The following is a 26,176-nucleotide window of genomic DNA, read 5'->3' on the forward strand; positions in this document are numbered from 1 at the left end:
GTTCAAGGGGTGGTCATGGTGCACCTGTGGACGTTCGTGTGGTGTTCAGCTTGGGGGTGTTTGCTGCTCGTGTGCGCACTCGCGTCGGCCACCTGCTGCTCATCTGAGCAAGTGGCCCCGCATATGTTGCAGCTCGGTGTCCGTGACTCTATCGTTGAAGCAGGAGGCAGCAGTGGATGAATCAACCGAACTCTTGGCCGTGCGCGTTGCCGAGCTCTATTACGAAGAGAACAAGACGCAAGACGAAGTCGGCGCCCTCCTCGGAATAACCCGGTGGAAAGTGGGCCGTCTGCTCACCCGCGCACGCGAAGCCGGGATTGTTCGCATTGAGATCGTGCACCCCCGAGCCCGCCGGCTGGATATCGAACGTCAGTTGCGAGACCGCTTCGGCCTCAAAGATGCCGTTGTTGTTCCGCTTCCCGCCGAAGACGAAGAAGTGAGCCCTCGTGTGGCTCAGGCTGCTGCCGACTACCTCGCCGCTGTGCGTCCCATTCCTCGCACCCTCGGCGTGAGCTGGGGCCGCACGCTCGACGAGGTCGCTCGTTTGCTCGCCGACGGCTGGACCATCGGGGTGCAAGTAGTACAGATCAATGGCGGAGTGAGCCTCAACAGCAAGCAAGGCACCGCAGCGCAGACCGCAGTGACCATTGCGCAAAAGGGACACGGTCAAGCAACGCTGCTGCCGATCCCCGCGATTCTTGAGCAGGTCGAAACGAAGCGTGCGATTGAACGTGACCGCACGGTGGCGAGTGTGCGCGCTCTGGGTGCTTCGGCATCCGCGTACTTATATAGCGCTGGTGTTGCGGGAGCGAGTTCCGTGCACGTCGATAGCGGCTACCTCACTGAGAGCGATGTCGACGAACTCGTGGCTAAGGGAGCGGTCGGCGACGTTGTTGGTCGCTACATCGATAGCGCAGGCAAGATCGTCGATTCGGCACTCGATGAACGAACCGTCGGTATCGGCCTTGATGAGCTTCGTGCTGCTGAGCACGCAATTTTTGTCGTCGCTGGCGACGCTAAACATGACGTCGCGCGCGCCGTCGTTACGAGTGGGCTGTGTTCCGTCATCGTCACCGATGAGGCCACCGCTCACGCCCTTCTGGAGGAAACAACATGACAATCGAATCGGCCATCGCGCTCGCTCCTGCTGAGCGCGCGGTCAATCTCATCGGAGCAGACCTGACCGAGAAATCCCTCAAGCTTCACCTTGAGGGACTCCCGGGCGTCGACGCGGTCGGTCTTGAGCAGCGTGCCGCAGCGCTCGGCACCCGCTCGATCAAGACCACGTCAAAGGCCTGGGCCCTCGACACCATCGTCAAGCTCATCGACCTCACCACGCTTGAGGGCGCAGACACCCCTGGCAAGGTTCGCTCACTCGCGGCCAAGGCTGTGCTGCCGGATGCTTCGGATGCCTCGACCCCTCAGGTCGCTGCTGTCTGCGTGTATGGCGACATGGTTCCGTACGCGGCCGAAGCCCTCGGGTCATCCTGGTCGAACGGTTCAGACAACGGAATCAACGTTGCTGCCGTCGCCACCGCGTTCCCGAGCGGACGCTCCTCGTTGCCGATCAAGATCATGGACACCAAAGAAGCCGTCGCTAACGGTGCAGACGAAATCGACATGGTCATCGACCGTGGCGCCTTCCTCTCCGGCAAGTACGGGGTCGTCTTCGATCAGATCGTTGCTGTCAAAGAAGCCTGCCGCCGCGAGAACGGCACCTACGCTCACCTCAAGGTGATCTTGGAGACCGGCGAGCTCAACACCTACGACAACGTTCGCCGCGCATCCTGGCTGGCAATTCTGGCCGGGGGAGACTTCATCAAGACGTCAACCGGAAAGGTCGCGCCAGCAGCGACCCTGCCCGTCACCCTCCTCATGCTTGAGGTTGTGCGCGACTGGCACCTGCTCACCGGAGAGAAGATCGGTGTGAAGCCGGCTGGCGGCATCCGTAGCTCGAAGGATGCCATCAAGTACCTCGTCACGGTTGCTGAAACGGTGGGCGAGGAATGGCTTCAGCCGCACCTGTTCCGTTTCGGAGCATCCAGTCTTCTCAATGACGTGCTCATGCAGCGTCAGAAGCTCACCACCGGCCACTACTCCGGCCCCGATTACGTCACGATTGACTAAGGCACACCATGACAGAGAACGACAAAGCACTGAGCGCGAAGGTCCCGAGTTTTCTCGACTACGCCCCCGCCCCCGAATCGACTTCGGTTCTGCACTTGAAGAAGCACTACGGTCTCTTCATTGATGGTGAATTTGTGGATGGCCGCGGCGACGCGTTCAGCACGATCTCACCGGCAACCGAAAAGGAGATCGCCTCGATCTCCAACGCCAACAGCGCCGATGTGGATGTCGCAGTCGCTGCAGCCCGCAAGGCCTACGACCGCACGTGGTCGAAGCTCTCGGGCGCAGACCGCGGCAAGTACCTCTTCCGCATCGCGCGTCTCGTTCAGGAGCGGGCTCGTGAGCTTGCTGTTGCCGAGAGCCTCGACAACGGAAAGCCGATCAAGGAGAGCCGCGACGTTGACGTGCCTCTCGTTGCTGCCTGGTTCTTCTACTACGCCGGTTGGGCCGACAAGCTCGACTATGCCGGTCTCGGCCCCAACCCGCAGTCGCTCGGTGTCGCCGCTCAGGTAATCCCGTGGAACTTCCCGCTGCTCATGCTCGCGTGGAAGATCGCTCCGGCGCTCGCGGCAGGAAACACTGTCGTGATTAAGCCGGCAGAGACTACCCCGTTGAGCGCGATGATCTTCGCCGAAATCTTGCAGCAGGCGGACCTGCCCAAGGGTGTCGTCAACATCGTCACCGGCGCTGGCGACACGGGCCACGCGCTCGTCAATCACCCCGACGTCAACAAGGTTGCCTTCACCGGCTCTACCGGTGTTGGCCGTGCAATCGCGAAGTCGGTCGCAGGCACGGGCAAGAAGGTCACGCTCGAACTCGGTGGCAAGGCGGCGAACATCGTCTTCGATGACGCCCCCATGGACCAGGCCATTGAGGGAATCGTCAACGGCATCTTCTTCAACCAGGGCCACGTCTGCTGTGCAGGTTCACGTCTGCTGGTTCAAGAGAACGTGCACGATGAGGTCGTCGATCGTCTCAAGGCGCGACTGTCCACACTGCGCATGGGTGACCCGCTCGACAAGAACACCGACATCGGTGCGATCAACTCGAAGGCTCAGCTCGACCGCATCCGTGAACTCAGCGATATCGGTGAAGCGGAAGGTTCAGAACGGTGGACCGCCGACTGCCCGATTCCCGAAAATGGTTTCTGGTTCGCGCCCACCATCTTCACGAACGTGTCGACCTCGAGTCGCATCGCTCGCGAAGAAGTCTTCGGGCCTGTGCTGAGCGTTCTCACGTTCCGCACCCCAGCAGAAGCTATCGCTAAGGCCAACAACACGCCCTACGGCCTGTCTGCGGGCATCTGGAGCGAGAAGGGCTCACGAGTCCTTGCTGTGGCTGACAAGCTGCGTGCTGGCGTTATCTGGGCTAACACGTTCAACCGTTTCGATCCTGCGTCGCCATTCGGCGGCTACAAGGAGAGTGGCTACGGCCGCGAGGGTGGCCGTCACGGACTGGCCTCCTACCTAGAATCCGCTGGATGGGCCGCGCCCGCCGTCACGAAAGGTGGCAAGAAATGACCCGTCTCACGGTTCCTAAGACCTACAAGCTCTACATCGGTGGCAAGTTTCCGCGCAGCGAAAGCGGTCGCACCTACGAGGTAGCAACCAAGAAGGGCGCCTTCCTCGCGAACGCAGCCCTGGCAAGCCGCAAGGACGCTCGGGATGCCGTAGTCGCCGCCCGCGCAGCCTTCAGCGGTTGGTCGGGGGCCACGGGCTACAACCGCGGCCAGGTGCTGTACCGCATTGCAGAACTGTTGGAGGGTCGTCGCGAGCAGTTCATCGACGAGCTCATGGCAACGGAGTCGCTGTCGAAGTCGGCAGCGACCGCACAGCTCGATACGGCAATCGATGCGTGGGTTTGGTATGCGGGCTGGGCAGACAAGTACGTGCAGGTTGCCGGTAACGGTAACCCCGTTTCTGGTCCGTACTTCAACCTCTCCACTCCTGAGCCGAGTGGCGTTATCGCCATTGTGGCTCCGCAGGATTCGTCGTCGTTGTTGGGTCTCGTGAGCGTCATTGCTCCGGCTCTCGTCAGCGGAAACACGGTTGTCGTGGTTGCTCACCAGAACGCCCCGCTCAGCGCGATCAGCCTCTCTGAGGTTCTCGCGACGAGCGACGTTCCCGGTGGCGTCGTCAACATCCTCACGGGGTCACCAGCCGAGATCGCACCGTGGCTTGCGAGCCACGCGGATGTCAATGGTCTCGACCTCGCCGGAGCAGAACAGCTCGAGTGGGTTGACCTTCAAATCGCGGCTGCCGACACGCTCAAGCGCGTCCTGGGGCCGGTCGTGGGAGTTCCCGCACCGTCCGTCGAGCGCATCGTTCAGTGGACCGAAACGAAGACGGTCTGGCACACGAAGTCTCTGATTTAGCCGAGAAGTGTGGCGTGGGGGTTGCCCGGCGCGCGTATCTACGGATACTTGCTGAGTAATGATTTTTTCACGCCACACTCCGTCTCGTATCGCCAGCGCATTTTTTGCGCTTCTCTTGGCGATGTTCCTTGTTCCCCTCGGTGCCGCAAGTTCTGCCTCGGCCGCCGAGGCAGACACTATTCACGGACTTGTGAACCAAGCTCGCTGGGATGACGGTCAGCTCGGCCTCATCCGCAATGCAGAGATGGACGCGGTTGCGTTGGCGTGGGCCAAGAAGATGGCGGCGAACAACACGATGTCGCACAACCCCAACTATTCGGATCAGATCCCGACTGGTTGGCGTTCCGCCGGCGAGAACGTGGCGCAGGGGTACCGCACCGCGCAGGCCATGCATGACGGCTGGATGTCGTCGCAGGGCCACCGCGAGAACATCTTGGGCGCGTTCACCGACATCGGTATCGCGTTTTATACGAGCGGCGGCACGACGTGGGGAGTGCAGGTCCTCGCGACCTATCCCGGCCACACTGGACCGGATGCCGCCTCCGCAGCTCCCGCACCGGCTCCCGAGCCTTCTGAGGAGTCGAGCGAAACGGCGACGTCTTCCGCGTCGCCCACTCCCACGCCGACAGCAACCGACGCCGGGGATTCTGGGGCGGGGTCGAACTCGTCGTCGGGGTCGTCAGCTGACGGCACGATCGGTGAAATTGATGCCGACGCAGCCCCGACGTTGACTCAAGCCGAATTGCAGGCCAGCGTCTATGGCACTCAACCGGACTACACGTGGATTTCGTGGACCATCTTCTTCACCCTGCTTGCGGTCGGCGGAGGCTTCTGGTTTGTGGTGTGGCGTCGTCTGAAGTCACGACGGCCCGTAGCGCGTCGCGCCCGCCGATAGAAGAACCTACGGCGAGTATCTAGGCGTTTGTGCGCTGCTTCCCAGTCGCGCTGCCTAGTGTTGCCGCATGCGCGTTCTTGTAACTGGAGCAACAGGATATTTGGGTGGCCGACTCGTACCTCGGCTGATCGAAGCAGGCCACACGGTGCGCGTTCTGGTGCGCAACCCCCGCAAGCTTCAGGACGTTCCTTGGAGTGACGATGTTGACGTCGTCGTTGGTGATCTCACCGACGCGAGTTCACTCACGGACGCCATGGTCGATATCGATGCGCTCTATTACTTGGTGCACGCCATGGGCGCTGCCGGCGACTTCGAAAAGACCGAGAAGCTCTCCGCAAACAATGTGGCGAAGGCAGCCAAGAAGGCCGGCGTCTCACGCATTGTGTACCTCGGTGGGTTGCACCCCGCGGGGGATATCGCTGAGCTGAGCCGCCATTTGCGCAGTCGTGCCGAGGTCGGCAACATCCTGCTGGAATCTGGTGTGCCCACGATTGCGTTCAATGCGGGAGTCGTCATCGGTTCCGGGTCGGCATCCTTCGAGATGATCCGTCACCTCACCGAGGTGCTGCCCTACATGCCGGCACCCAAGTGGGTGCGCAACTTCATTCAGCCGATCGCGGTGCGCGACGTGCTCTACTACCTCGTTTCGGCCCTCGAATTGCCGGCAGATCTCAATCGCAGTTTCGACATCGGTGGCCCGGATGTGTTGCGTTACGGCCAGATGATGAATGGCTACGCCCTTGAGGCTGGCCTTCACCAGCGCCCCATCGCGTCATTACCGGTGCTGACCCCGTGGCTGGCTTCGCAGTGGGTCAACCTGGTGACGCCCATCCCGCGGTTGCTCGCCGTGCCGATTATCGAATCTCTGCAGTTCGACTGTGTCGTACGCGACACGTCGGTGTCAGATTTCATCCCGGAACCCGAGGGCGGCCTTACGGGATACCGCGCTTCGGTGCGCTTAGCTCTCGTGAAGATGGGCGACGGCGAGGTTGAAACGAGCTGGCAGGACGCCACCGTTGTTGGTGCGCCGAGCGATCCGATTCCTAGCGACCCGGAGTGGACGGGGCACACGGTCTTTACCGATCTTCGGGAACGTGAAACTCCGGCTTCGGCGGAGGCCCTGTGGGGCGTCGTCGAGGGAATCGGTGGCGAGAACGGGTGGTATTCCTTCCCGCTGGCGTGGGCTCTGCGCGGCTGGCTCGACAAGCTCGTTGGCGGGGTAGGACTACGACGTGGTCGTCGCCATCCGAGCACGTTAAATACAGGCGATGCCCTCGACTTTTGGCGAGTGGAAAGCATCGACCGCGGGCACAGTTTGCGCTTGCGTGCCGAGATGAAGCTCCCTGGGCGAGCGTGGCTTGAACTCACGGTGGAGGATCGCGGCGCTGACGGTGCCGTGTATCGCCAGCGTGCCGTGTTCTTTCCGAGCGGTTTAGGCGGCCGGCTCTATTGGGCCGCAATTCTGCCGTTCCATGGCGTGATCTTTAGTGGCATGGTGAATCGGATTGTGGCAGCCGCCGAAGCTGACGCTGCCGAATAAAGTGCGCCGTTCGCGCCGGGAATGCGCTACTTTTGACTAATGTCAGGAATCGTCGTCGTCGGTAGCGCAAACATTGATCAGGTCTTTCGAGTGGAACGGATTCCCTCTCCGGGGGAGACCGTCATGTCTCAAGGGCTGAACACTGCTCTGGGCGGCAAGGGCCAAAACCAAGCGGTTGCGGCAGCGCGCGCGGGAGTAGCCACCACGTTTATCGGTGCCGTCGGAAACGATGGTTTCGGAGAAATGGTGCGTACCGGTCTCGCGGCTGACTCCATCGATGTGTCGCACTTGAAGACCACAGACAAGCCAACCGGAACCGCGCTCATCGCCGTCGATCCCACGGGTGAGAACACGATCATCGTTGAGGCCGGAGCCAATAACGACGTCGCTAACCTGACGAGCGAAGACTCCGCCGCGATCAGCGCAGCATCCGCTGTCATGATGCAGCTGGAGATCCCGCTGGCTACCGTGATCGAGTCAGCGCGTATTGCGCACGCCGTTGGCACGCAGGTGATTCTGAACGCGGCGCCGATTCAGGCATTGCCCAAAGAACTCCTCGACAACCTTGACATCCTGATCGTCAATGAGCACGAGGCTGCTGAGCTCGCGCGCGATAACGGCCTCTCTGCTGACCTTGAGGGAGTGGGCGAGCGCCTCCTGAGCCTCGTCTCCACTGTCATCGTCACTTTGGGTTCGAAGGGTGCTGCTCTTCACCGCGTAGGCTCTGAGCCGGTCGTCGTTCCTGCTCACCGTGTCACGGCCGTAGACGCTACCGGCGCTGGCGACACGTTCTGTGGTGCTTTCGCCGCGGGCGTTGTCGAGGGAATGATGATGGATGATGCGTTGCGCTTTGCCGGGGCTGCGGCATCCATTTCGGTGGAGAACCACGGTGCTGTGCCGTCGATTCCGCACCGGGCAGCGATTGAGACACGCCTTAACTAATCCGCCCCAAAAGGTAACGGATTGGTAACAGGCTCGCTATAGTGGGGTCACCGTGAACGTGCGGCAACCCGACACAAGGACGGCGAGTCAATGGCGACATCGCATCACCTGGCACACCCGAAACACCATCTTCGAGCGCGGAGAGCTGCGCTAGCGGCCACGATTGTCACGGCAATCACGCTCGCTCTCGTACTGAACGCTAACGTCGCCCGCGTGCATGCGGCGGGAGTTTTCACCTCGCTCAAGGCGCCGGGGGAGGCCGCGTTCATCGCCGGTCATCGCGGCGACAAGACGGTTGCTCCCGAGAACACGATCGAGGCCTTGAGTCTCGCGCTTGATAGCGCGGCCGACTATGTCGAAACTGATGTGCAGCTGACGGCCGATGGCGTTCCCGTGCTCATGCACGACTGGACCGTTGATCGCACAACAGACGGCACTGGGCCGGTGTGGCAGTACACCTACGAGGAGCTTTCTGCCCTCGATGCTGGCTCGTGGTTCGGCGAGGAATTCGCCGGAGCCACCGTGCCCACGCTTGAGCAGTTTCTGGGAGTGCTCCGCTGGTCAACAAAGAACGCGATTCTGGAACTCAAAGGCTCGTGGACCGACGATCAGGTCGCGCTCGTCGCCGATCTGATTGCCCGCAATGGCGTGAACAACCACGTGATCATCGGGAGCTTCGACATCATGACGTTGCAGGCCGTGCAGCGGGTGAGCCCCGAATTGCCCGGGATGCTTATCGTTCGTGACATCGTGGGCGATCCGGCTGAACTCGCGGCCGCGTCGGGCGCCGTGGCACTCGTCACGAGCAAGAAAGCCATCACTCGCGACCCGAATCTCGTGCAAGTCGTGCACGATGCGGGTCTCGGCATCTTGATCTACACCCTCAACGATTCAGATACGTGGTCGGATGCCGTCGCCCTCGGCGTTGACGGAATCGTCACCGATCGTCCGGCAGAGCTCGGCACGTGGATCGCGAAAGAAGTCTCGGACGCAAATACCCTCCCGCTAGCGCCTCGTCGTGCTGCTGCGGGATAACCCAGCCGTGACCGCCTCGCCTAGAGCGAAGCGATGAGGGCTCGATAAAACGCAATGCCGTCGAGGTAGCTGCTCACGAGCATCCGCTCATTGCGGGCGTGCAGAGTGTCGCGCACCTCTCGTGCCATCGCGAACGGCGTGAAGCGGTAGACGCCGGTGCTGATGCGGGTGAAGTGGCGGCTGTCCGTAGCGCCATTTTGTACGTACGGGGTCACGAGGGTTCCTGGGAAGCTCTTCTCGATCGTTGAGCGCAGCAGTTCCCACGCCAGGCCGGTGGTGGCTGAAACCGGCGATGGTTCGCCGGGGGAGTCGACCGTCACTCGAACGCGCTTGTCGTTGATCGCGCGCGTGACATGCTTGACCGTTTCTTCGAGGCTCGAGTTCACGGCAATGCGCACGTTGATGATGGCGTTGACCCGTTCGGGCATGGCGTTGACGGCGTGACCGCCCTCCAGAATCGTGACCGCTTGCGTTGTGCGCATCATGGCGGCGAGTTCATCGCTTTTGCGCACGAGAATCGGCAGCAGCAGGGTTTTGGTCCACGACACGTTGCGCAGCAAGTAGCCGGTTACGCCGCCAGCGTGCTCGCCGAGCAGACGCAGGAGGTCGGCGCCCGTGGGAGTGAGTCGAGACGGAAATGGCCGAGAGTTCAAGCGCATGATCGCCTGAGCGAGACGAACCGCGGCGGGAAACTGGGGTGGGGTGGAAGCGTGACCGCCCGACTGGTCGACCGTCAGGCGAAGAGCGGCCGTGCCTTTCTCAGCAACGCCAACGACCGCCATGGGGGAGTCAACCTGCTCAAAAACATCATCGACAATGGCGCCGCCCTCGTCGAGCACGAAGGTGGGGCTGACGCCACGGCTTTCCAAGAGATCAACAATCGCTGACGCCCCGGAGCCGTGAGTCTCTTCATCATGGCCGAAGCACAAGTAGATGTCTTGGGCAGGAACAAGACCAGCCTCGAGCTGCGCCTCGACTGCCTCAAGGATGGCGACTACAGAACCTTTGTCGTCGAGCGTGCCTCGACCCCAGATCAGTTGTTCATCGTCTTTACCGCTGAGTTCGGCAGCGAACGGCGGCCGTTTCCAGCCCTCGTCGGTCGCTGCCACAACGTCGTAATGCCCCATGAGCACGGCGGGCTCAGTTGATGCGCGACCACGCCAACGGAAAATCAGGGAATGGTCCAGCACCGTTTCACGCTCGAGCCGGCTGTGGCACAGTGGATACAGTTTGCGCAGCGTCTGGACGAATCGATCGAACTCTTGCCATTCAGTAGCGGAGGCATCCTCCCGCGAAATGGTGGGAATTCGAACGAGTTCCTGCAGATGTTCGACAGCCAAAGCACTCTTCATACCTCGACTCTAGCGAGCGCTGGGCGGTGCGTGTTTTCCCGCGAGGGTGATGGAAACGGAGACGCCATGACGACCAGAGCGCAGCGACGCACTCGAGCCCGGTTGAGCGTGCGACTCGGCGCGCGGCTCGTGGGGGCGCTAGCGGTCGTGCTGGCGCTCGGCACAGCACCTCTCGCGGCGACGGCGGCCGAGCATCCGGTCGCCATCAGTAACGCCGGTAGCGCTGTCACCAGCGTTGTTCACTCGGGCCTCGATGATTTCGTGTTCGACAGCTACGACGCAGATTTCTTTCTTGATCGTGACGCAGAAGGCCACTCGACGCTGCTCACGGTTGAGACCTTCGTCGCCAACTTTCCGCCCGACCAAAACCGCGGAATGCGTCGGGCCATCCCCAATTTCTACAAGGGTGACCCTGTCGATATTCAGAACATCGCTGTGACGGATGAGGCGGGAGAGCCGCGTGATTTTGACGTGGAGGACGACGGCGACTTCACCCTGATTACGAGTGCTTCCGGATCGTTCGTCGAGGGGGCGCACACGTACGTCTTCACCTACACCCGCTCGAACGTGACGCGGTTCGCCGCCGATACCAACGCCGACGAGTTCTACTGGGACACCAACGGAACCGGCTGGAATCAACCGTTCGGCTCGGTCACGGCCACTATTCATCTGGGCGAAGGGCTCAGTGAGGCGTTGAGCGTCGAACCCGATTGCTATTGGGGCGCGGACGGCTCCACCGAGACGTGCGAAATCGCCACGCTCGACGCCGACACCTTCGTCGCCACTCGAGAGCTCGTAGGGCCCGGCCAGAACGTGACTGTGGCGTTCGGATTCGTTCCCGACACTTTCGTCGCGCGCGATAGCTCGTACTTTGGTTCGGCGGCAGGATTCGTTCAGCCGCTCGGACTCATCGGGGCGATCGGAGCGCTTATCTGGGCTATCCGACTTCGTCGCACCACTCTCGCGGATGCTGCTGGGCGCCCCACGATCATCGCCGAGTATGCGCCGCCCCGCGACATCCCTGTCGTGACCGCTGCCCTCGTGATCAAGAAAAGTGACAAGGCAATCGCCGCGCAGATTCTCGACTTTGCGGTGCGGGGCAAGCTGCGCATCCTCGAAGAAGAATCGAGCGGATTCTTTTCATCTCGCACCACGTACCGCCTCGAACTGACCGACCCCACAGGGGTGACGGGGCACCAGCTCGACATCTTGCGCGCCCTGTTCGGTCAGTCGCTTCAACACGGCGCCATCCGGGATATGAAGAAAACGGATGCCAAGCTCAGCCAGAAGCTCTACAAGCTGATTATGGCGGAACGTTCCGGTCTCGCGGATGCTGGCTACCGTCGCAAGGTTCACGGCCGCAATTTTCTGCCGTTACTCGTCGCTGTTGTCGCGGTCATTATGGCGATCTTCTTCGGCATTAGCTTGATCTCGGGCTCCTACGGCGCCGCGGTGCCTTTCGTGGTCATTATGGCGGCCATCATTGCTGCCGTGATCACGCTGGCGCTTCTTGCGCGTTCACCGCTCACCCCTCACGGGGCCGAGCTGCGCGATCATTTGGAGGGGCTCAAGCTCTATATCCGCCTGGCAGAGGCCGACCGTTTGCGGATGTTGCAAAGCCCCGAGGGCGCTTTGCGCGAGCGAAATGAAGCAACAGGCAACACCGACGTCCTCAAGGTGTACGAGAAGCTCCTGCCGTACGCGGTTCTGTTTGGGCTTGAGAAGGAATGGTCGACCGAGCTCGGCCGCTACTACGCCGATAGCTCGCCTGACTGGTACCGCGGAAGCGGCGGCTTCAACGCTGTAATCTTCGCGTCGAGCATCTCAAACTTTTCCACCACGGTAGCCAGTTCATACTCCGGTAGTTCCTCCAGTAGCTCCAGTGGAGGTTCCGGCGGTGGCGGGTCGTCAGGAGGCGGTGGCGGTGGTGGCGGTGGCGGCGGGGTCTAGCGCCCCGGGCGGCGAACTCGACTCCGTGCAGACGGGTATATTCGAACGAGTGAGTGCAACGTATCCGAATCGCCCCCGACGCGTGGCGTTACCCGCCGCAATTCTTGCCGCGCTCGTGCTGTTGGTGGGCGCCGGCGTAGTCGGAACCGAAATCTTCACGGTCGTGCGCTATGTGGTGAGCATCCTCGCGCTCATCAGCGTCGTCCTCGTCTGGCAGGTGCGCCAGTGGTGGTGGGCCATCGGCCTCATTCCGATTGCCATCCTGTGGAATCCGATCTTCCCGATCGAGATTGCCGACATCCAACTCTTCCAAGGACTGCACTACACCGCGGCGCTCGTGTTCATCGCTGTCGGCGTTGGGGCACGTGTCACCGACTCCACAAGTCGAGGTTAATTCGCGCGGATAGCGCACTCTGGTGATTTTCTGCGTAGACTGATCCACGCATCCCTTGAGACCACCAATCGCATCGCAGTTGGGTCTGGCTCACTTGAGTGGATGTTGTCACTCAATTGAAGTCCCTATCGTGGCAACGTCTATTCGTTCAACGGCTATGAGTCCTCGTACCCGCGACTGAGCCGCTCGCCTAGCGCCAGGAGAATAATTGACCACCTCGTCAAAGTCCGATTCCGCACAGCGCAACAAACGACCCAAAAATTCGGGTCAGCGTCAAGCGGGCGGTGCCCAGCGTCGTCGTGCTCGTCCCGGTGACGACACCGGCGTGATCCCCGTGTTGGCCCGTGCCGCCCGTGAGGTCGAAACCGCCGTGCAGAAGGGGCCGCTCAAGCCCGCCAACCGTGCTCGCTTCCAAGTCGCGGCACTGCTGCTGCGCGAAGAGCGTGCTCGGGTGAAGATGGATGCCACCCTCACGGACTCTGAGCGCGCGAATGAACAAAAGCGCCTCGATGGCCTCGCGGGCATTCTCGCGAAGACTGCCGCTCGAGACACGAGCCTGCTGTCGATGTTGGGGGAGTCGGCACCGATCACTCCCGCAGCGAAGGCGTTGCGCCGTGACCTCCTCCTCGACGCTGGTGTCGAGTTGAGCCCCGATGAACTGATCATCACCGAAGAGCCAAAGCCCGTCGACAAGCAGATCGAGAAGCAGGTCGTGCCGGCATCCGTTCGTCAAATGCAGATGGCGAATCCATTCTTAGCTCCCGATTTCAGCGCGATTGCTCCTCAGCAGGAACACAACAACCGGCTCGCCAACTGGGAACTCATCGATCCACTCTTCCGTGCTTTCGAGCACGGCTCCGGTGGTGGAGCTGCCTCGATGGAGTTGCCAGAAGCCGAGTCTCTGCGCACGCGCGGAAATCTTGAACTTATGCGTCACCAAGCGCGTTTCGTTGAGGTCGTCAAGCAGGGTCATCGCACCTTCTTACTCGCCGATGAACCAGGACTTGGCAAGACCGCGCAGGCGCTCATGGCGGCGGAAGCTTCCAACTCCTACCCCTTGCTTGTCGTCGTGCCCAACGTGGTGAAAACCAACTGGGAACGCGAAGTGGAACTCTGGACTCCTGGTCGCAGTGCGACAGTCGTTCACGGTGATGGCGACACGGTTGATGCCTTCAGCGACGTTGTCATCGTCAACTACGAAGTTCTTGACCGCCACGTCGGTTGGCTCGGTCGTTTTGGCTTCAAGGGCATGGTCGTCGACGAAGCCCATTTCATTAAGAACCTCAAATCTGAACGCTCCAAGCACGTTTTGAACCTGTCGCAGAATATTCGTGCGACGTACCCGAAGGCGTTGCTCATGGCGCTCACGGGAACCCCGCTGATCAACTCGATTGAAGACTTCCGAGCCATCTGGCAGTTCCTCGGCTGGATCGATGGCGCCAAGCCGCTCGCGCCGCTCATGTCGAAGCTCGAAGACACCGATCTCACCCCGGCCGACCCTGGCTTCTTCTCCGAAGCGCGCCGCGCCGTTATCGATATGGGTATCGTGCGTCGCAAGAAGGTCGACGTTGCCGCGGACATCCCCGCTCGCCGTATCGCTGACATCCCCGTCGAACTCGACAACGACCTCGGTCGCTCGATTCGTGCTGCCGAGCAAGCCCTCACCGCTCGTCTTGTCGACCGGTTTACGCGAGTACGCAAGCTCAAGCCAGACGTCGCCATTGAAGACCTCATCCGCGTTGTTGCCCACGCCGAACTCGAAGAGTCGAAGAGTGCAACCACCGGCGAGAACGTCTTCACGATGGTGCGCCGCATCGGTCAGGCCAAGGCAACACTGGCCGCCGACTACACGGCCCAGCTCGCTCGCTCGGTGGGCAAGGTTGTTTTCTTCGCCAAGCACATTGACGTCATGGATACCGCCGAGGCTCACTTTGCGAAGGTCGGCCTCAAGGCTGTTTCCATCCGTGGCGATCAGAGCGCCAAGGCGCGTCAGAATGCCATTGACTCCTTTGCCAATGATCCGGATGTCGCGATCGTGGTTGCATCGCTCACCGCCGCTGGCGTCGGCCTCAACCTGCAGGCAGCATCCAACGTCGTGCTTGCCGAACTGAGCTGGACCAACGCCGAGCAGACGCAGGCAATCGACCGCGTGCACCGCATCGGTCAGGAGCTTCCTGTCACGGCCTGGCGCATCATCGCTGCCCACACGATCGATGCTCGCATCGCCGAACTGATCGACAGCAAGGCCGGTCTTGCCGCCCGCGCACTCGACGGTTCTGATGAGGCTGTTGTCGCCGAAGCGAACATTCAATTGCAGGCTCTTTCGGCACTCTTGCGCGACGCTATCAAGGAGTAGCACCGCGTTAAGAAATGGCTTTCTGGTCACCGCTCTTTCCTCCGGCACGACTCTGCGCGAGCGTACACTTGAGGCGTGATCACAACGCTTGTGCGTCGCGCCAAAAATCAATGGAGATGAGAAAAAGAGTTGAGCAACACCTCTGTGCAGAACACCGCCACCCGTATCGAATCCGATTCACTCGGCTCGCTTGAGGTCCCTGTTGATGCGTATTGGGGAGTGCACACGCTACGCGCGATGCAGAACTTTCCGATCACGCGTCGCGCTATCTCCGTTTACCCCGATCTTGTCCGCGCGCTCGCCCACATCAAGCAGGCAGCGGCGCGCGCTAACGCCGAACTCGGCGTTCTCGAATCACGCAAGGCGCACGCTATCGATCAGGCCTGCCAAGAGATCCTTGATGGCGCACTGCACGCAGAATTCTGCGTCGGAGTAATCCAGGGCGGCGCCGGCACGTCGACCAACATGAACGCGAACGAAGTGATCGCGAACCGGGCTCTGGAAATTTTGGGACACGGCAAAGGCGAATACTCGTTCCTGCATCCCATCGATGACGTCAACCGCAGCCAGAGCACGAACGACGTGTACCCCACGGCGATCAAGCTCGCGATGGTCTTCGGTGTGCGGCGACTGCTCGTGGAGCACGAGTTGCTCTCGGAATCGTTCGGCGCCAAGGGACGTGAGTTCGTCAACATCCTCAAAATTGGTCGCACGCAAATGCAAGACGCTGTGCCGATGACTCTTGGGCAAGAGTTCACGGGATTCTCGCACACCCTCGAAGAGGACTACGCGCGTCTCACTGAGGTGCTGCCGTTCATGAGCGAGATCAACATGGGTGCTACCGCGATCGGCACCGGTATCACCGCCGATTCGCGTTACGCCGAAGCGGTGCGCCGTCACCTCACCGAGGCGACCGGCATCGAGATGAAGACCGCGTTCGACCTCATCGAGGCCACGAGCGACGTCGGAATCTTCATGACCCTCAGCAGCGTTCTCAAGCGCTCTGCTGTCAAGCTTTCCAAGATTTGTAACGACCTTCGCTTGCTCTCGAGCGGACCGCAGGCTGGCTTCGGCGAGATCAACTTGCCCGCCAAGCAAGCCGGGTCGTCGATCATGCCCGGCAAGGTCAACCCGGTCATCCCCGAAGTCGTCAACCAGGTTGCCTTCAGCGTTATTGGGGCGGATGCCACGGTCACGGCGGCCGCGGAGGCTGGCCAATTGCAGCTCAACGCCTTCGAGCCCGTGATTGCTCACTCGATACTCCAGTCAGTGATGTGGATGACCAACGCCTGCCGCACGCTGCGGGAAAACTGCATTGATGGCATCACAGCCAATGAAGAGCGACTTGCCGCTCAGGTCGAGACGAGTGTCGGTGTCGTGACCGCGTTGACCCCGTACATCGGCTACGCGGCGGCAGCGAATCTTGCCCACACTGCGCTCACGACAAACGCGTCGATCGCGCAGCTTGTCGTCTCGTCGGGGCTCATGAAGGAAGAAGACGTCAAGCGCGTCCTCACGCCTGAGCGACTCAGCGGAACTTCACCGATGACAGCAGCGATCTCGTTGCCCTGGTTGGAAGAAAAATAACCACCCGGTAAGGCAGAAAGACGCCCCAGTTTCTCGAGAGAAGCTGGGGCGTCTTTGTGTGCTCAGGTCGCTCGTTGGCGATAGCGAAGCGTGGTGCAGGTGGCGCTACTTCGGGGCGGCCGTTTCGTCGTAATCCTCGTCGTCTTCGTCATCGAGGGGCGCGAGTGCTTCATCTCGAGCCTTACCCGCGGTGATGAAAGCGCGGTCGATGGCTTCTTCGCCGCGTTCGCGAAGCTCTGCTAATTCTTTATTGGCGTTCTCGCGAACGTCGTCGGCCGTTTCCGTGACGCGACCGACGGCACCGCGCGCAGTGCTGGAAGCACGATCGGCGAGGCTCTTGGCGGATTCTTTCGCGGTATCGGCGAGCTCTTTGGCTGACTCTTTCGCGTTCTCCGCCAGCTCCTTGGCTGACTTCTTTGCGTTCTCCGCGAGATCTTTGGCGGTGTCGCGCGTGTGCTCGGCAAATTCCCGAGTGTTCTCGGCGACATCTTTCGCCTTCGCGCTCACGAAGCCGGGGGTCGCTTTGGCCACGGCGGTTGCTTTATCGCGCACGATCGGAGCCTGAGTGCGGGCATATTCTTCGACCGAAGTGCGTGCGCTCGACACTCGAGGGCTCTCCCACACCTGGGTGGCTTTGCCCTTCATTTGGTCGTAACGTTCGCGGCCGGCGCGGGCGCCAACAACGTATCCGACAGCGATACCGAAACCGAGGATGAAGAGTCTGGCGTTCATGACCCCAGCCTACGGTGACGTTGCCTTTCGCTCCACCTGCACGGGCCTCGATCGCCACAGGTGCATGCACGCGTAGCTTCGCCACGGCGCCCACCGGCGTGAGTATTCGGTGAGAGCCTTCGCGGTATCGGGCAGCCCCAACTCCCCAGCACCTTGGCGAACCACGAGGTCGCTGCTGAGCATGATGTCGGAGTTGCCGAGCACACGCATCGCCATATAGCCCGCAGTCCACGGACCGATTCCGGGCATCGCCACCAATTTTGCTGTGAATTCGTTGACAGGGGTCGAGACATCCAAGTCGAGGTCACCCGAGGCGATGGCTTCGGCGACCCCGAGGATGCTGGCAATGCGCGTGGCCGGACCCCGCAGAACCTGTGCTCCGGATGCTGCGAGCACGGCCGCGGAGGGGAACAGCCCGTCGCTGCCCAGTTCTTTCACGACGCGGGCGTGCACCGTGCGGGCGGCAGCAACGGAAATCTGTTGGCCGATGAGCGTTCGGAAGAGAGTCTCTTCGGTGTCGACGCTGCCGGGGAGCCGCATCCCGGGAACGTGCGCCACGGACCCAGCCAGCGCCGGATCGCTGCGCAGCGCGTGATCGATCGCGAGCGAGTCGGCGTCGAGGTCGAAGAGGCGACGCACTCGAGCGACGAGCGGGGCGACATCCGAAATTGTGGCTAATTGGGCCGTGCAGATGATGCCCTGGTCTGCGAGCTCTAGACGAACCCGAGCTATACCGCCGGGGAGCCGGATGGCGCGCTCAAGGCTGGTGTCGGTGGCGGTCTCGATGCCGGCTACTACGTGATTCGCGAAGAACGTCATGAGTCCTGCACCGTCGAACGGCGCGCGGGTGGGCAAGCGCAGCGTGAGAGAAGAAGGGCGTTCGTGGGCAGCGTGCGGGTGCGCTGCTGCTCCGCGTCTGGCGAGGGCGCGTAGTTGGCTCGGCGTGGTTTCGTATACAGCCTGAATGGTGTCGTTGAACTGACGGATGCTGGAAAAGCCGGCAGCAAAGGCAACGTCAGAAATACTGAGCTCTGTCGCGGCGAGCAGGGTGCGGGCGGCCTGCGCGCGGTGTGCGCGGGCCAGAGCAAGCGGGCCGGCTCCGAGCTCGGCAGAGAGCACGCGGGTGAGGTGGCGGCTGGTGTAGCCGAGGCGAGTTGAGAGGCCCTCGACGCCGTCGCGTTCGACAACGCCATCGGCGATGAGCCGCATGGCGCGCGAGGCGAGATCGTCGTTGAGGTTCCATTCGGGGGAGCCAGGAACCGCATCCGGTTGGCAGCGTTTGCAGGCGCGAAGGCCCGCTTCGTGCGCGGCGGCGGCGGTGCGGTAGAAACGCACGTTGCGTGGTTGAGGCGCAACGGCTGGGCAACTGGGGCGACAGTAGATTCCCGTGGAGTGCACGCCAGCAATGAACTGGCCATCGAAGCGAGCATCCCGCGAGCAGAGGGCGCGGTATTGCTCGTCGAAGCTGAGCGTGGGGGAGACCATGGCTTAACTCTGTCACTGCCTGTGGTGCCTGACCAGCGGAAATCAGACATCACTGTGGCAGGGTTTCTCCCCAACGCTCCACGACGACGGTGCAGAAGGGGACGGTGAACGGCTACAGTCGCACCGTGGAATCTTCGTGGACAGCCCTTACCGTTCTGGCAGCTCTCTGGCTCATTGCGTTTTCGGCGCAACTCGCTGACTACGCCACAGCCCGCTTTGATGACCTTCGCCTCGCGCGTGGAGTTCGAACCCGGTTGCGCTTGCACCCGGTGGCGTGGATCGTGCCGACAGCCGGGCTGGGGATTGTGGCGCTCACCATTGCCGCCGACTGGAGCACGCGCCTTTTCTTTGCTGAACCGGCACAAGCACCGGCCGCAATTCTTATCGCGCTCAGCACGGTGGTTGTTGCGGTCACGATTGTGGCGATCATTGCCGTCGTGGTCGTTCGGCCCCCCGCGGATAGCTACCGTCTCGTGCGCGACGAACTCATCGAGTCTGCCGGGCTGCGCATCCATCAAGATCAGGTCGACGAGTTTCGTGCACGCGTCTCGGCAATCGACGGCGCCTCCCGTGGTCGCGTGAACACGGACGCCGGCACGGTCAGTGCGGCACTGCAACTCAGCGTGCGCACCCCGTATCGCCTGATCGCCCCTGTTCTTGCTCTCGGCCTGGTGATCGCTGCCGTCGTTGAAACGTCGCAGGGTTCGTCGCAGGGCTTAGCCGTCCTCATCGCCGTGATCGCCCTGGTGGCAAGCTTCGTCATTGGCGTCAGCGCTGCGCAGGCATCTCTCGCGCTGGGAGCATCGGTGCGGTCGACGCAGGACGTCTACCGCGGTGAACTAATGAGCCTGATTGTGGATGCGGAGCGCTCGTCCAAGAAGCGTGTTGCGGGGCTCGGCGATCGAGTCACTCGCGCGCTCAGCATTCTGCGCGAGCAGCAAGAAACCGAGTAGCAGTGACGCAGCGGGGTGCAGCCTGCACGTTAGTCTCGTTGACATGACCGAGAGCCATTCTTCTTCTGCGACTCCCGATTTCACGGCATCGTCGGGGCGATCAGCCCCTCACCCCACTGCGGCATCTGCCGAGATCGCCGACGAGGCGCGGAGGCACCAGTTGCCGCCCCATGTGCCTCAGCCCCGCGGCCCGGGGCTGCTGATTCTGGGAATTCTCGGAGTCATCGCACTCTCGTTTGTGCTCCTCTTTGTTGTTGTCTACGTGATTTCGGGCATTGGAACAGACGCCTTCGCGATCGGCGGGGTGTTGGCCGTAGTCCCGCTTGCTGTCGTATTTTTTGCCGTGCGGTGGATCGACCGTTGGGAGCCTGAGCCGCGGCTCGCGGTAGTCTTTGCGTTCCTCTGGGGCGCTGGCGTTGCCGTGTTGCTTGCGCTCATTGTAGGAGCCGAGATCGATAACGTGATCAACTCGCTCGGTGGTCCAGGGCCCGGCTACGCGTTCTTCTCGGCGGCAATTCAGGCGCCAATCGTGGAAGAAGCAGGCAAAGCCCTCGGCATCCTCGTGATTTTCTGGGTGGCACGACGCCACTTCGATGGCCCGGTTGATGGGCTCGTCTATGGAGCGTGGATCGCTGGTGGCTTCGCCTTTACCGAGAACATTCTGTACTTTGGTTCCGAGCTCCTCAATGTGGGAGACAACAGCACGGGCATCCTGCAGTTGTTCCTCATTCGCGGCCTCATGTCGCCGTTCGCCCACGTCATGTTTACGGCCTGCACTGGCATCGCTTTGGGCTTCGCCGTGCGGTCACGAAGCAACGGCCGCAGTGTCGGAGTCTTCGCTGCTGGGCTTGGGCTCGCGATTGCGCTGCACGCACTGTGGAACGGCGCCCTCTTCTTCGTCAACGACTTCTTTGGCTACTACGCCATCGTGCAGGTTCCGCTCTTCGTGATTGCGATCATCATCGTCGTCTACCTGCGTCGCCAAGAAGAACGGATGACGTTTGAAAGGCTCGCAGAGTACGCGAACGCTGGCTGGTTCAATCAGGATGAGGTTCCGGTGCTCGCGACCTCCCAGGGCCGTCGGCGCGCCCTTGCTTGGGCTGCGCAGAACAACAAGCGCGCCACGATGAAGGTTTACATTCAAGAGGCCACTCGGCTTGCTTTTGCGCGTCAGCGCATCATTACGGGCCGAGACAGGATCGGCGCAATTGCCGACGAGGCAGTATTGCTCAGCGCAATCGTCGAAGCACGCCACGCGCTCACGGGTGAGCGGCGACCGTAGCGCTCTGATCGCACCGGCCGAACACGATCTCTGCAGCGTTAGTTGAACATCCCCAGTACGAAGGGGATGCCCCACACCACCGCGAAGAGCGCGACCATTACGAGCGTGGTTGCGGGGATACCGGCCCTGAGGCGTTGACCGCGGGGAGCCACTAGGTTGACGCTGTAATCGCCGATTTTTTCATCGGCATAGCGACGGGATTGCCGCACCGTTTTTGTGCCGACGGTGTCGGCGATGCCGAGGAGGCGGCGGTGCTGCGCCGGGTCAACAAGGTCAAACGGTTTCGGGGAGTACACCAGTAGCCACTTGTCGACGACTTCCACGTCGTACGCTCCCGCGTTGTCGATCAGCAGCGCCATCAGGTCGGGCGTGAAAATGTACAGGGCGTCGCGTTCATACTCGCGCGGGCAATAGAGCGTGAAGTGCGAATTGAAGTCACCCTCGAGCTTCAGGATCTGATTTTTCGCGAACGATTGCGGGAGATTGCTTACGCCGAAAAGCTGGTTATTGCCGGTGGCATCGAGGACCATGTGGGGCAGAGCGCGGTCGAGTTCGAACGCCAAGAATCCCCAGTCATGGGTTCGCTTGTTCTTTCCCGAACCGGTGGTATAGCGGTAGTTTCCGTAGTCGAGGGTTCGACCGCTCACGCTTCGAAAGCGGTTGCGCATGGAACGGTTTCCGCCTTCATCGAAAATCAGCCCCGGATAGTCGATCACTCGATCACGGGGCGAAAAGACCAGTTCGTTGTCTTCGGCAAATGTGTTCATCCGATAAAAACGTTGCCATGGTCCGCCGTTTTTGCGCCACGCCCGCACGAGCGAATAGAGTGCGCCTCCCGCAATCGATACGACAAGAGCACCGATGATCAGCGCAGGAACGGACGGGCCAATGTTGCCTGTGGCCGCTACAGTGCGAAAGTTATGGGTCGCAATCGCGATGAGTGGCCCGCCGGCGACGAATATGAACACCACTACGGCAACGCCGACGAGCACAACTTTGCCCATGAGCTGCACTTGCGAATACCCGAAGAGATCCCGGCGGTTGCGCTTGAACTCTGCGACATCGTGCGGGTTCACCGGATAGATCAACCCGGAATAGTCGATAGAGCGAAGCATCAGCCCATCGTAGAGGCTGGGATGCTGTCTGCTGCAGCCTCCCTTTGGGGGTGATCTGCTCAGTCTTTGTCCTTTAACAGACTCATCGCCCGCCGGTGCGGCACTGCCTGCGACCTGGAGGGCGATGAGTTTAACTGCTTTTAGATTGCCACTGAGTTTCGCTGAGCGCAAGGGTTAAGCGGCGAATTCATAGTCAAAAAGCGCGTACGATTGGAGGTCGCAATTTGGAGAGGACAGCTGATGTCATCGAGTGAGCTTGAACGCGAGCGGGACTATGTCCACGGCCTCTACCGGCGGCTCGACGCCCTGAGAGATGCGGCTCAGGAGCAGCTCGAATCAGTGCGCCGGAGTGCGCCAGGTGGCACCCACCAAAACCGCTCAGAGCGCGACGCATTCGCCCGCATCTACGAAGACCGGATCGGTCAGTTGCGCGAAATCGATGAGCGGCTCGCCTTCGGGCGCCTTGAACTCGAAGCCGAGACTGACACAGAGGCCGGCACTGAAACTGACGCCGAGAGCGAGAGCGCCGTTGAACGCCCGGTGCGGTACATCGGTCGCATCGGATTGCGTGACGAAGATCAGCGCTCGCTATTGCTCGACTGGCGCGTTCCTCAGGCCCGAGCGTTTTATCAGGCCACAGCCGCGACGCCACTAGGAGCCCGCGCCCGCCGGCATCTGCAGAGCAAGGGCCGAGACATCGTGCGCATTGACGATGAGATTTTTGACGCTGAACTCCTCGAGACCGATGCAGCATCGCTTCAGGGCGAAGCCGCCCTCATGGCGAGTCTCACCGCGGAGCGCACCGGTCGTATGGGCGACATTGTCGCGACGATTCAGGCTGAGCAGGATGCGATCATCCGCTCCGAACTTCGCGGCGCGCTCGTCGTGCAGGGTGGGCCTGGCACCGGAAAAACTGCGGTCGCGCTGCATCGCGCTGCATTCTTGCTGTACTCGCATCGAGAACGGCTTTCGGCATCCGGTGTGCTTATTGTGGGACCGTCCCGCGCATTCTTGCGTTACATCGAAGCTGTGCTGCCGTCTCTCGGCGAAACGGGCGTTGTGTTGGCGAGCCTCGGGCAACTGTTCCCTGGCGAAGATGCGCGCCACGATGATGTCGCTGCGGTGGCGCAGCTCAAGGGCTCGCGCGAAATGGCGGCTCTCATCAAGCGTGCTGTTCGTTCGCGCCGTGTCGTTCCGACTGAGACGCAGCGCCTCGAAATCAACGGCGAGATCCTGGATGTCCCTGCCGAACTTCTGCGCTCCGCCATGCAAAAAGCGTGGGACTCTCACAAACCACACAACCTTGCACGGGTGATTTTCAACAAGGCAGCGATCGCGGGGATCAGCCGTCTGCTCGCAAATCAGTTGCGCGCTCACGGCAACACGATTGATGACGCAGACCAGAAGTGGTTGCGGGAAGACATTCGCACCGCCCACGACGTGAAGGTGGCGCTCAACACGGCGTGGATGCCACTGACGCCCCAAAAACTCGTTGACGACCTCTATGCCCGACCTGGTTGGTTGCAGAGCCTCACGCCGCACTGGACGCCCGAGCAGCGCGAACTGTTGCGTCGCGAGCGGGACGTTCCGTTCACGATCAGTGATGTTGCCTTGCTCGACGAAGCTGCCGAGTTGCTCGGTGAAGTCGATGTTGCCCAGACCGCGGCGGAACACGAACGCAAACAGCAGCGTAAACGCGATGTGGAGAACGCTACGGCGGCCATTCGCAACATGGGTGTCGACGGCATGATCGATGCGGAAACGCTGGCTGAGGGTTTCGAGGCGAGTGTCGAACGGTCAACGACGGCGGAGCTGGCATCCGCTGACCGGTCGTGGACATACGGCCACATCGTCGTTGATGAAGCTCAAGAGCTGTCGCCCATGCAGTGGAAACTGCTGGCCCGTCGCAATCCGTTGAAGTCCTTCACGATTGTCGGAGACGTCGCTCAGGCGAGTGCTGCTGCAGCTACCTCCAGCTGGGGTGCGGCGCTCTCGGCCGACATCGGTGACCACTGGCGTCTTGAGGAACTCACGGTCAACTACCGCACGCCGTCGCAGATTGTTGCGGTTGCCGAGGCAGTGGCGGTTGCCCACAACGTCTCGATCACTCCATCGCGCGCGGTTCGTCACAGTGAGTGGCCCGTTGCGGTCACTGTCTCGACCCCCGAACAGCTGGCAGCCAGTGTCTCCGCGGTCGTAACAGCTGACCGTGCTATTTCCCACGACGGCACCATTGCGGTGATCGTGAGCGATTCTTTGACTGCAACCATCGTGGATGCCCTGCAGCAGTCGTTCGCCGGAGAGGTCGGGGAGGGTGCCGCGGGGCTCAATCGGCCCATCGCGGTGCTGACGCCACAAGAGTCGAAGGGACTCGAGTTCGACTCGGTCATTGTGGTGGAGCCACAGCGGATCGTGGAGGAGATTTCCCGGGGTGCCGCGGCGCTGTATGTCGCCATGACGCGACCCACTCAGCGGCTCGCCATCGTGGCTGCTGAGGGCCTTCCTGAAGGTATTCCGCAACCGTCATAAGGGGTGGTCTGAGTAGTTGACCCCCACTCGGGTATGCCCAATAGTGGGGGTTTCGGCGGATTCACAGGTTCGGCAGTATGTACCTAGAAGTTATTCCTCGGGGGAGGAACCTTCACTCGGGAGCGATTCTTCGCCACGAGTCGGGCCGGAGGCGGGGGAGCCTCCGGCCCAACGTATTTCTGCATGCATTCAGACGCATGTGAGAGCTGGAGGTCTGCGTGCCGCAGAATATCGATCTTCGCGGCCGGATCGCCGGACAGTCAGCCATGGCTGCCGTCGTTGAGGCACAATCGCGCCGTGCGCCGCGAGGTTTTGTGGCGCGCTTGTGTGGCGTCTCTCCGTTGACCAAAGAAAGCCGCGCGCAGTATCGCGGTGCGGTCGGCGAGCTCCTCGTCGGCTCAATCCTTGATCGGCTCGGGCACAGTTGGGACGTGCTCCACGGGGTTCCGCTTGGAGAAACTTCTCTCGATCACTTTGCGGTTGGCCGTGCCGGCATCTTCGCGGTGACCGTCGTGAACTGCCAGGGTGACGATGTCGCGGTCAACGGTGACGAACTCGTCGTTACCCGAGCGGTCAGCACCGCTATCGTTGCGTCGCGCACCGCTGCTCGTGCGGTCGCTACGGCGTTGACGGCAGCGCTCGGTCACGAGGTCGAGGTTATTCCTGTGCTCGTCATGGTCGAGCCGGTAAAAGTTTCACTACTGGCCGCCCCCGCTGACGTCCATGTCCTCACCTCCACGCAGCTAGAGCAATGGCTCGCCAGCGCGCCCGAAGTGTTCACCGGGGATGAAGTTGCCACAATCTCGACTGCGGCTGAAGCGGGAACAACCTGGCCGCATCCTCAACAGGCGGCGCAGAAGTCGCGGAATCTGACGCGCGCTTTCGTGCGCATCCATCATGATGTTCGCGCTGCAAGCTTCCGAAGTTTCTTGTGGATCGTTGTGGCCCTCATCGTCACCTTCTTGTCGGTGTGGGTTCTCGTGTCGGTATTGGCCCGTCTTGTCATGAGTTCCTAGCGCGTCGAGCACTTTCTGAGCGTTCATAGGGCACGATTGGTGGATGTTTCGGCGTCACCCTTATCTGAGCGCTGCCACGTTCAGTTATCTCGCCGTTGTGGCGTGGTTGACGTTGAGCCCGCAGGCCCCTGACCAACGCGATGGTCCGCTGTGGCAGTTTGCTGTCTTTCTTGATCGTTTCCCGGCGACGCAGTGGCTGACGTTCAACGATCTTGAGTTCGTCGCGAATATCGCGCTGTTTGTGCCGCTCGGGTTGTTCTTCGTGCTGTTGGTGGGTAAGCGTCGCTGGTGGCTCGCTCTCGGTCTGGCCGTCATTCTTACGTCGGGAATCGAATGGGTGCAGCAGTTCATTCCTTCTCGGGTATCTGACGTGCGCGACATTGTGTCGAATTCGCTGGGGGCCACGATCGGCGTCGTGGTGACGTTGAGCGTGGCGGCGGCTCGCGAGCGCGCTCGCCGGCGTCATCAACGCCGGACCAATTACGATAATTATTCACAAAAACGGTGATTCG

The 26,176-nt window shown here is 61.4% G+C and carries 21 protein-coding genes; 17 read left to right on the top strand and 4 right to left on the bottom strand.

All coding sequences use genetic code 11. From position 1 onward, the window contains the following. The first annotated feature begins 172 nt into the window (after window positions 1-172). The 8 genes from I6E73_RS14015 to I6E73_RS14050 all read left to right on the top strand — a co-directional run bounded on the left by I6E73_RS14015 (window position 173) and on the right by I6E73_RS14050 (window position 8,913). Window positions 173-1,117, top strand: coding sequence for a sugar-binding transcriptional regulator (locus tag I6E73_RS14015; RefSeq protein ID WP_197108840.1), 945 nt, complete (start codon window positions 173-175; stop codon window positions 1,115-1,117). Continuing rightward, a complete protein-coding gene (gene deoC / locus I6E73_RS14020) occupies window positions 1,114-2,127 on the top strand; it encodes a deoxyribose-phosphate aldolase (protein ID WP_197126526.1) in 1,014 nt (337 codons plus the stop codon). The genes I6E73_RS14015 and deoC overlap by 4 nt, the downstream gene beginning before the upstream one ends. A gap of 8 nt (window positions 2,128-2,135) precedes the next feature. Further along, window positions 2,136-3,647, top strand: a complete 1,512-nt coding sequence (locus I6E73_RS14025; protein ID WP_197108836.1) for an aldehyde dehydrogenase family protein — start codon at window positions 2,136-2,138, stop codon at window positions 3,645-3,647. After that, the gene (locus I6E73_RS14030) at window positions 3,644-4,501 is read left to right on the top strand and encodes an aldehyde dehydrogenase family protein (protein WP_197108834.1); all 858 of its coding nucleotides are present in this window, start codon (window positions 3,644-3,646) and stop codon (window positions 4,499-4,501) included. The genes I6E73_RS14025 and I6E73_RS14030 overlap by 4 nt, the downstream gene beginning before the upstream one ends. Window positions 4,502-4,559: 58 nt before the next feature. Continuing rightward, window positions 4,560-5,396 (top strand): CAP domain-containing protein, encoded by an 837-nt coding sequence (locus I6E73_RS14035; protein ID WP_197126527.1) that lies wholly within the window; start codon window positions 4,560-4,562, stop codon window positions 5,394-5,396. Between the two features lie 67 nt (window positions 5,397-5,463). Continuing rightward, complete coding sequence (locus tag I6E73_RS14040) at window positions 5,464-6,936, top strand: SDR family oxidoreductase (protein WP_197108830.1); 1,473 nt, start codon at window positions 5,464-5,466, stop codon at window positions 6,934-6,936. A 39-nt stretch (window positions 6,937-6,975) separates the two neighbouring features. Then, window positions 6,976-7,878 (top strand): ribokinase, encoded by a 903-nt coding sequence (locus I6E73_RS14045; protein ID WP_197126528.1) that lies wholly within the window; start codon window positions 6,976-6,978, stop codon window positions 7,876-7,878. Between the two features lie 90 nt (window positions 7,879-7,968). Further along, window positions 7,969-8,913: a glycerophosphodiester phosphodiesterase family protein gene (locus I6E73_RS14050; protein ID WP_197110631.1), complete on the top strand. Its 945-nt coding sequence runs from the start codon at window positions 7,969-7,971 to the stop codon at window positions 8,911-8,913. Between the two features lie 20 nt (window positions 8,914-8,933). On the opposite strand, the gene I6E73_RS14055 is transcribed toward I6E73_RS14050, so the two are convergent. After that, complete coding sequence (locus I6E73_RS14055; protein WP_197126529.1) at window positions 8,934-10,265, bottom strand: M20/M25/M40 family metallo-hydrolase; 1,332 nt, start codon at window positions 10,263-10,265, stop codon at window positions 8,934-8,936. A 66-nt stretch (window positions 10,266-10,331) separates the two neighbouring features. Between I6E73_RS14055 and I6E73_RS14060 the strand changes: the two genes are divergently transcribed. The 4 genes from I6E73_RS14060 (at window position 10,332) to I6E73_RS14075 (ending at window position 16,552) form a co-directional block, all read left to right on the top strand. Further along, window positions 10,332-12,215 carry a DUF2207 domain-containing protein gene (locus tag I6E73_RS14060; RefSeq protein WP_197126530.1) on the top strand — a complete coding sequence of 628 codons (1,884 nt, stop codon included), beginning with the start codon at window positions 10,332-10,334 and terminating at the stop codon, window positions 12,213-12,215. A 49-nt stretch (window positions 12,216-12,264) separates the two neighbouring features. Continuing rightward, the gene (locus I6E73_RS14065) at window positions 12,265-12,609 is read left to right on the top strand and encodes a DUF6804 family protein (RefSeq protein WP_307784326.1); all 345 of its coding nucleotides are present in this window, start codon (window positions 12,265-12,267) and stop codon (window positions 12,607-12,609) included. Window positions 12,610-12,817: 208 nt separating this feature from the next. Then, entirely contained in the window at window positions 12,818-14,965 is a 2,148-nt protein-coding gene (locus tag I6E73_RS14070) for a DEAD/DEAH box helicase (protein WP_197126532.1), read from the top strand. 129 nt (window positions 14,966-15,094) lie between these two features. Then, window positions 15,095-16,552 (top strand): aspartate ammonia-lyase, encoded by a 1,458-nt coding sequence (locus tag I6E73_RS14075; RefSeq protein ID WP_197108818.1) that lies wholly within the window; start codon window positions 15,095-15,097, stop codon window positions 16,550-16,552. A 105-nt stretch (window positions 16,553-16,657) separates the two neighbouring features. Here I6E73_RS14075 and I6E73_RS14080 read toward each other — a convergent pair whose 3' ends face one another. Together I6E73_RS14080 and I6E73_RS14085 are read right to left on the bottom strand one after the other, a co-directional pair. Further along, entirely contained in the window at window positions 16,658-17,284 is a 627-nt protein-coding gene (locus I6E73_RS14080) for a protoporphyrinogen oxidase (protein ID WP_197126534.1), read from the bottom strand. Window positions 17,285-17,293: 9 nt separating this feature from the next. Beyond that, on the bottom strand, window positions 17,294-18,769 hold the full coding sequence (locus I6E73_RS14085) for an AlkA N-terminal domain-containing protein (RefSeq protein ID WP_197126536.1): 1,476 nt from the start codon (window positions 18,767-18,769) through the stop codon (window positions 17,294-17,296). Window positions 18,770-18,894: 125 nt separating this feature from the next. Between I6E73_RS14085 and I6E73_RS14090 the strand changes: the two genes are divergently transcribed. After that, the gene (locus I6E73_RS14090; protein ID WP_197126538.1) at window positions 18,895-19,722 is read left to right on the top strand and encodes a hypothetical protein; all 828 of its coding nucleotides are present in this window, start codon (window positions 18,895-18,897) and stop codon (window positions 19,720-19,722) included. Between the two features lie 43 nt (window positions 19,723-19,765). Then, entirely contained in the window at window positions 19,766-21,004 is a 1,239-nt protein-coding gene (locus I6E73_RS14095) for a PrsW family intramembrane metalloprotease (protein WP_197126540.1), read from the top strand. Window positions 21,005-21,042: 38 nt separating this feature from the next. Here I6E73_RS14095 and I6E73_RS14100 read toward each other — a convergent pair whose 3' ends face one another. Next, entirely contained in the window at window positions 21,043-22,119 is a 1,077-nt protein-coding gene (locus I6E73_RS14100; protein ID WP_197126542.1) for a hypothetical protein, read from the bottom strand. A 240-nt stretch (window positions 22,120-22,359) separates the two neighbouring features. Here I6E73_RS14100 and I6E73_RS14105 point away from each other — a divergent pair, with 240 nt between their 5' ends. The 3 genes from I6E73_RS14105 (at window position 22,360) to I6E73_RS14115 (ending at window position 26,172) form a co-directional block, all read left to right on the top strand. Then, complete coding sequence (locus I6E73_RS14105) at window positions 22,360-24,648, top strand: UvrD-helicase domain-containing protein (protein ID WP_197126544.1); 2,289 nt, start codon at window positions 22,360-22,362, stop codon at window positions 24,646-24,648. 218 nt (window positions 24,649-24,866) lie between these two features. After that, on the top strand, window positions 24,867-25,664 hold the full coding sequence (locus I6E73_RS14110; protein ID WP_307784327.1) for a nuclease-related domain-containing protein: 798 nt from the start codon (window positions 24,867-24,869) through the stop codon (window positions 25,662-25,664). Window positions 25,665-25,707: 43 nt separating this feature from the next. Further along, window positions 25,708-26,172 (top strand): VanZ family protein, encoded by a 465-nt coding sequence (locus I6E73_RS14115; RefSeq protein ID WP_197108805.1) that lies wholly within the window; start codon window positions 25,708-25,710, stop codon window positions 26,170-26,172. The last annotated feature ends 4 nt before the right edge of the window (window positions 26,173-26,176 follow it).

The sequence above is a fragment of the Salinibacterium sp. SWN248 genome, assembly GCF_015864575.1.
GTDB lineage: Bacteria > Actinomycetota > Actinomycetes > Actinomycetales > Microbacteriaceae > Rhodoglobus.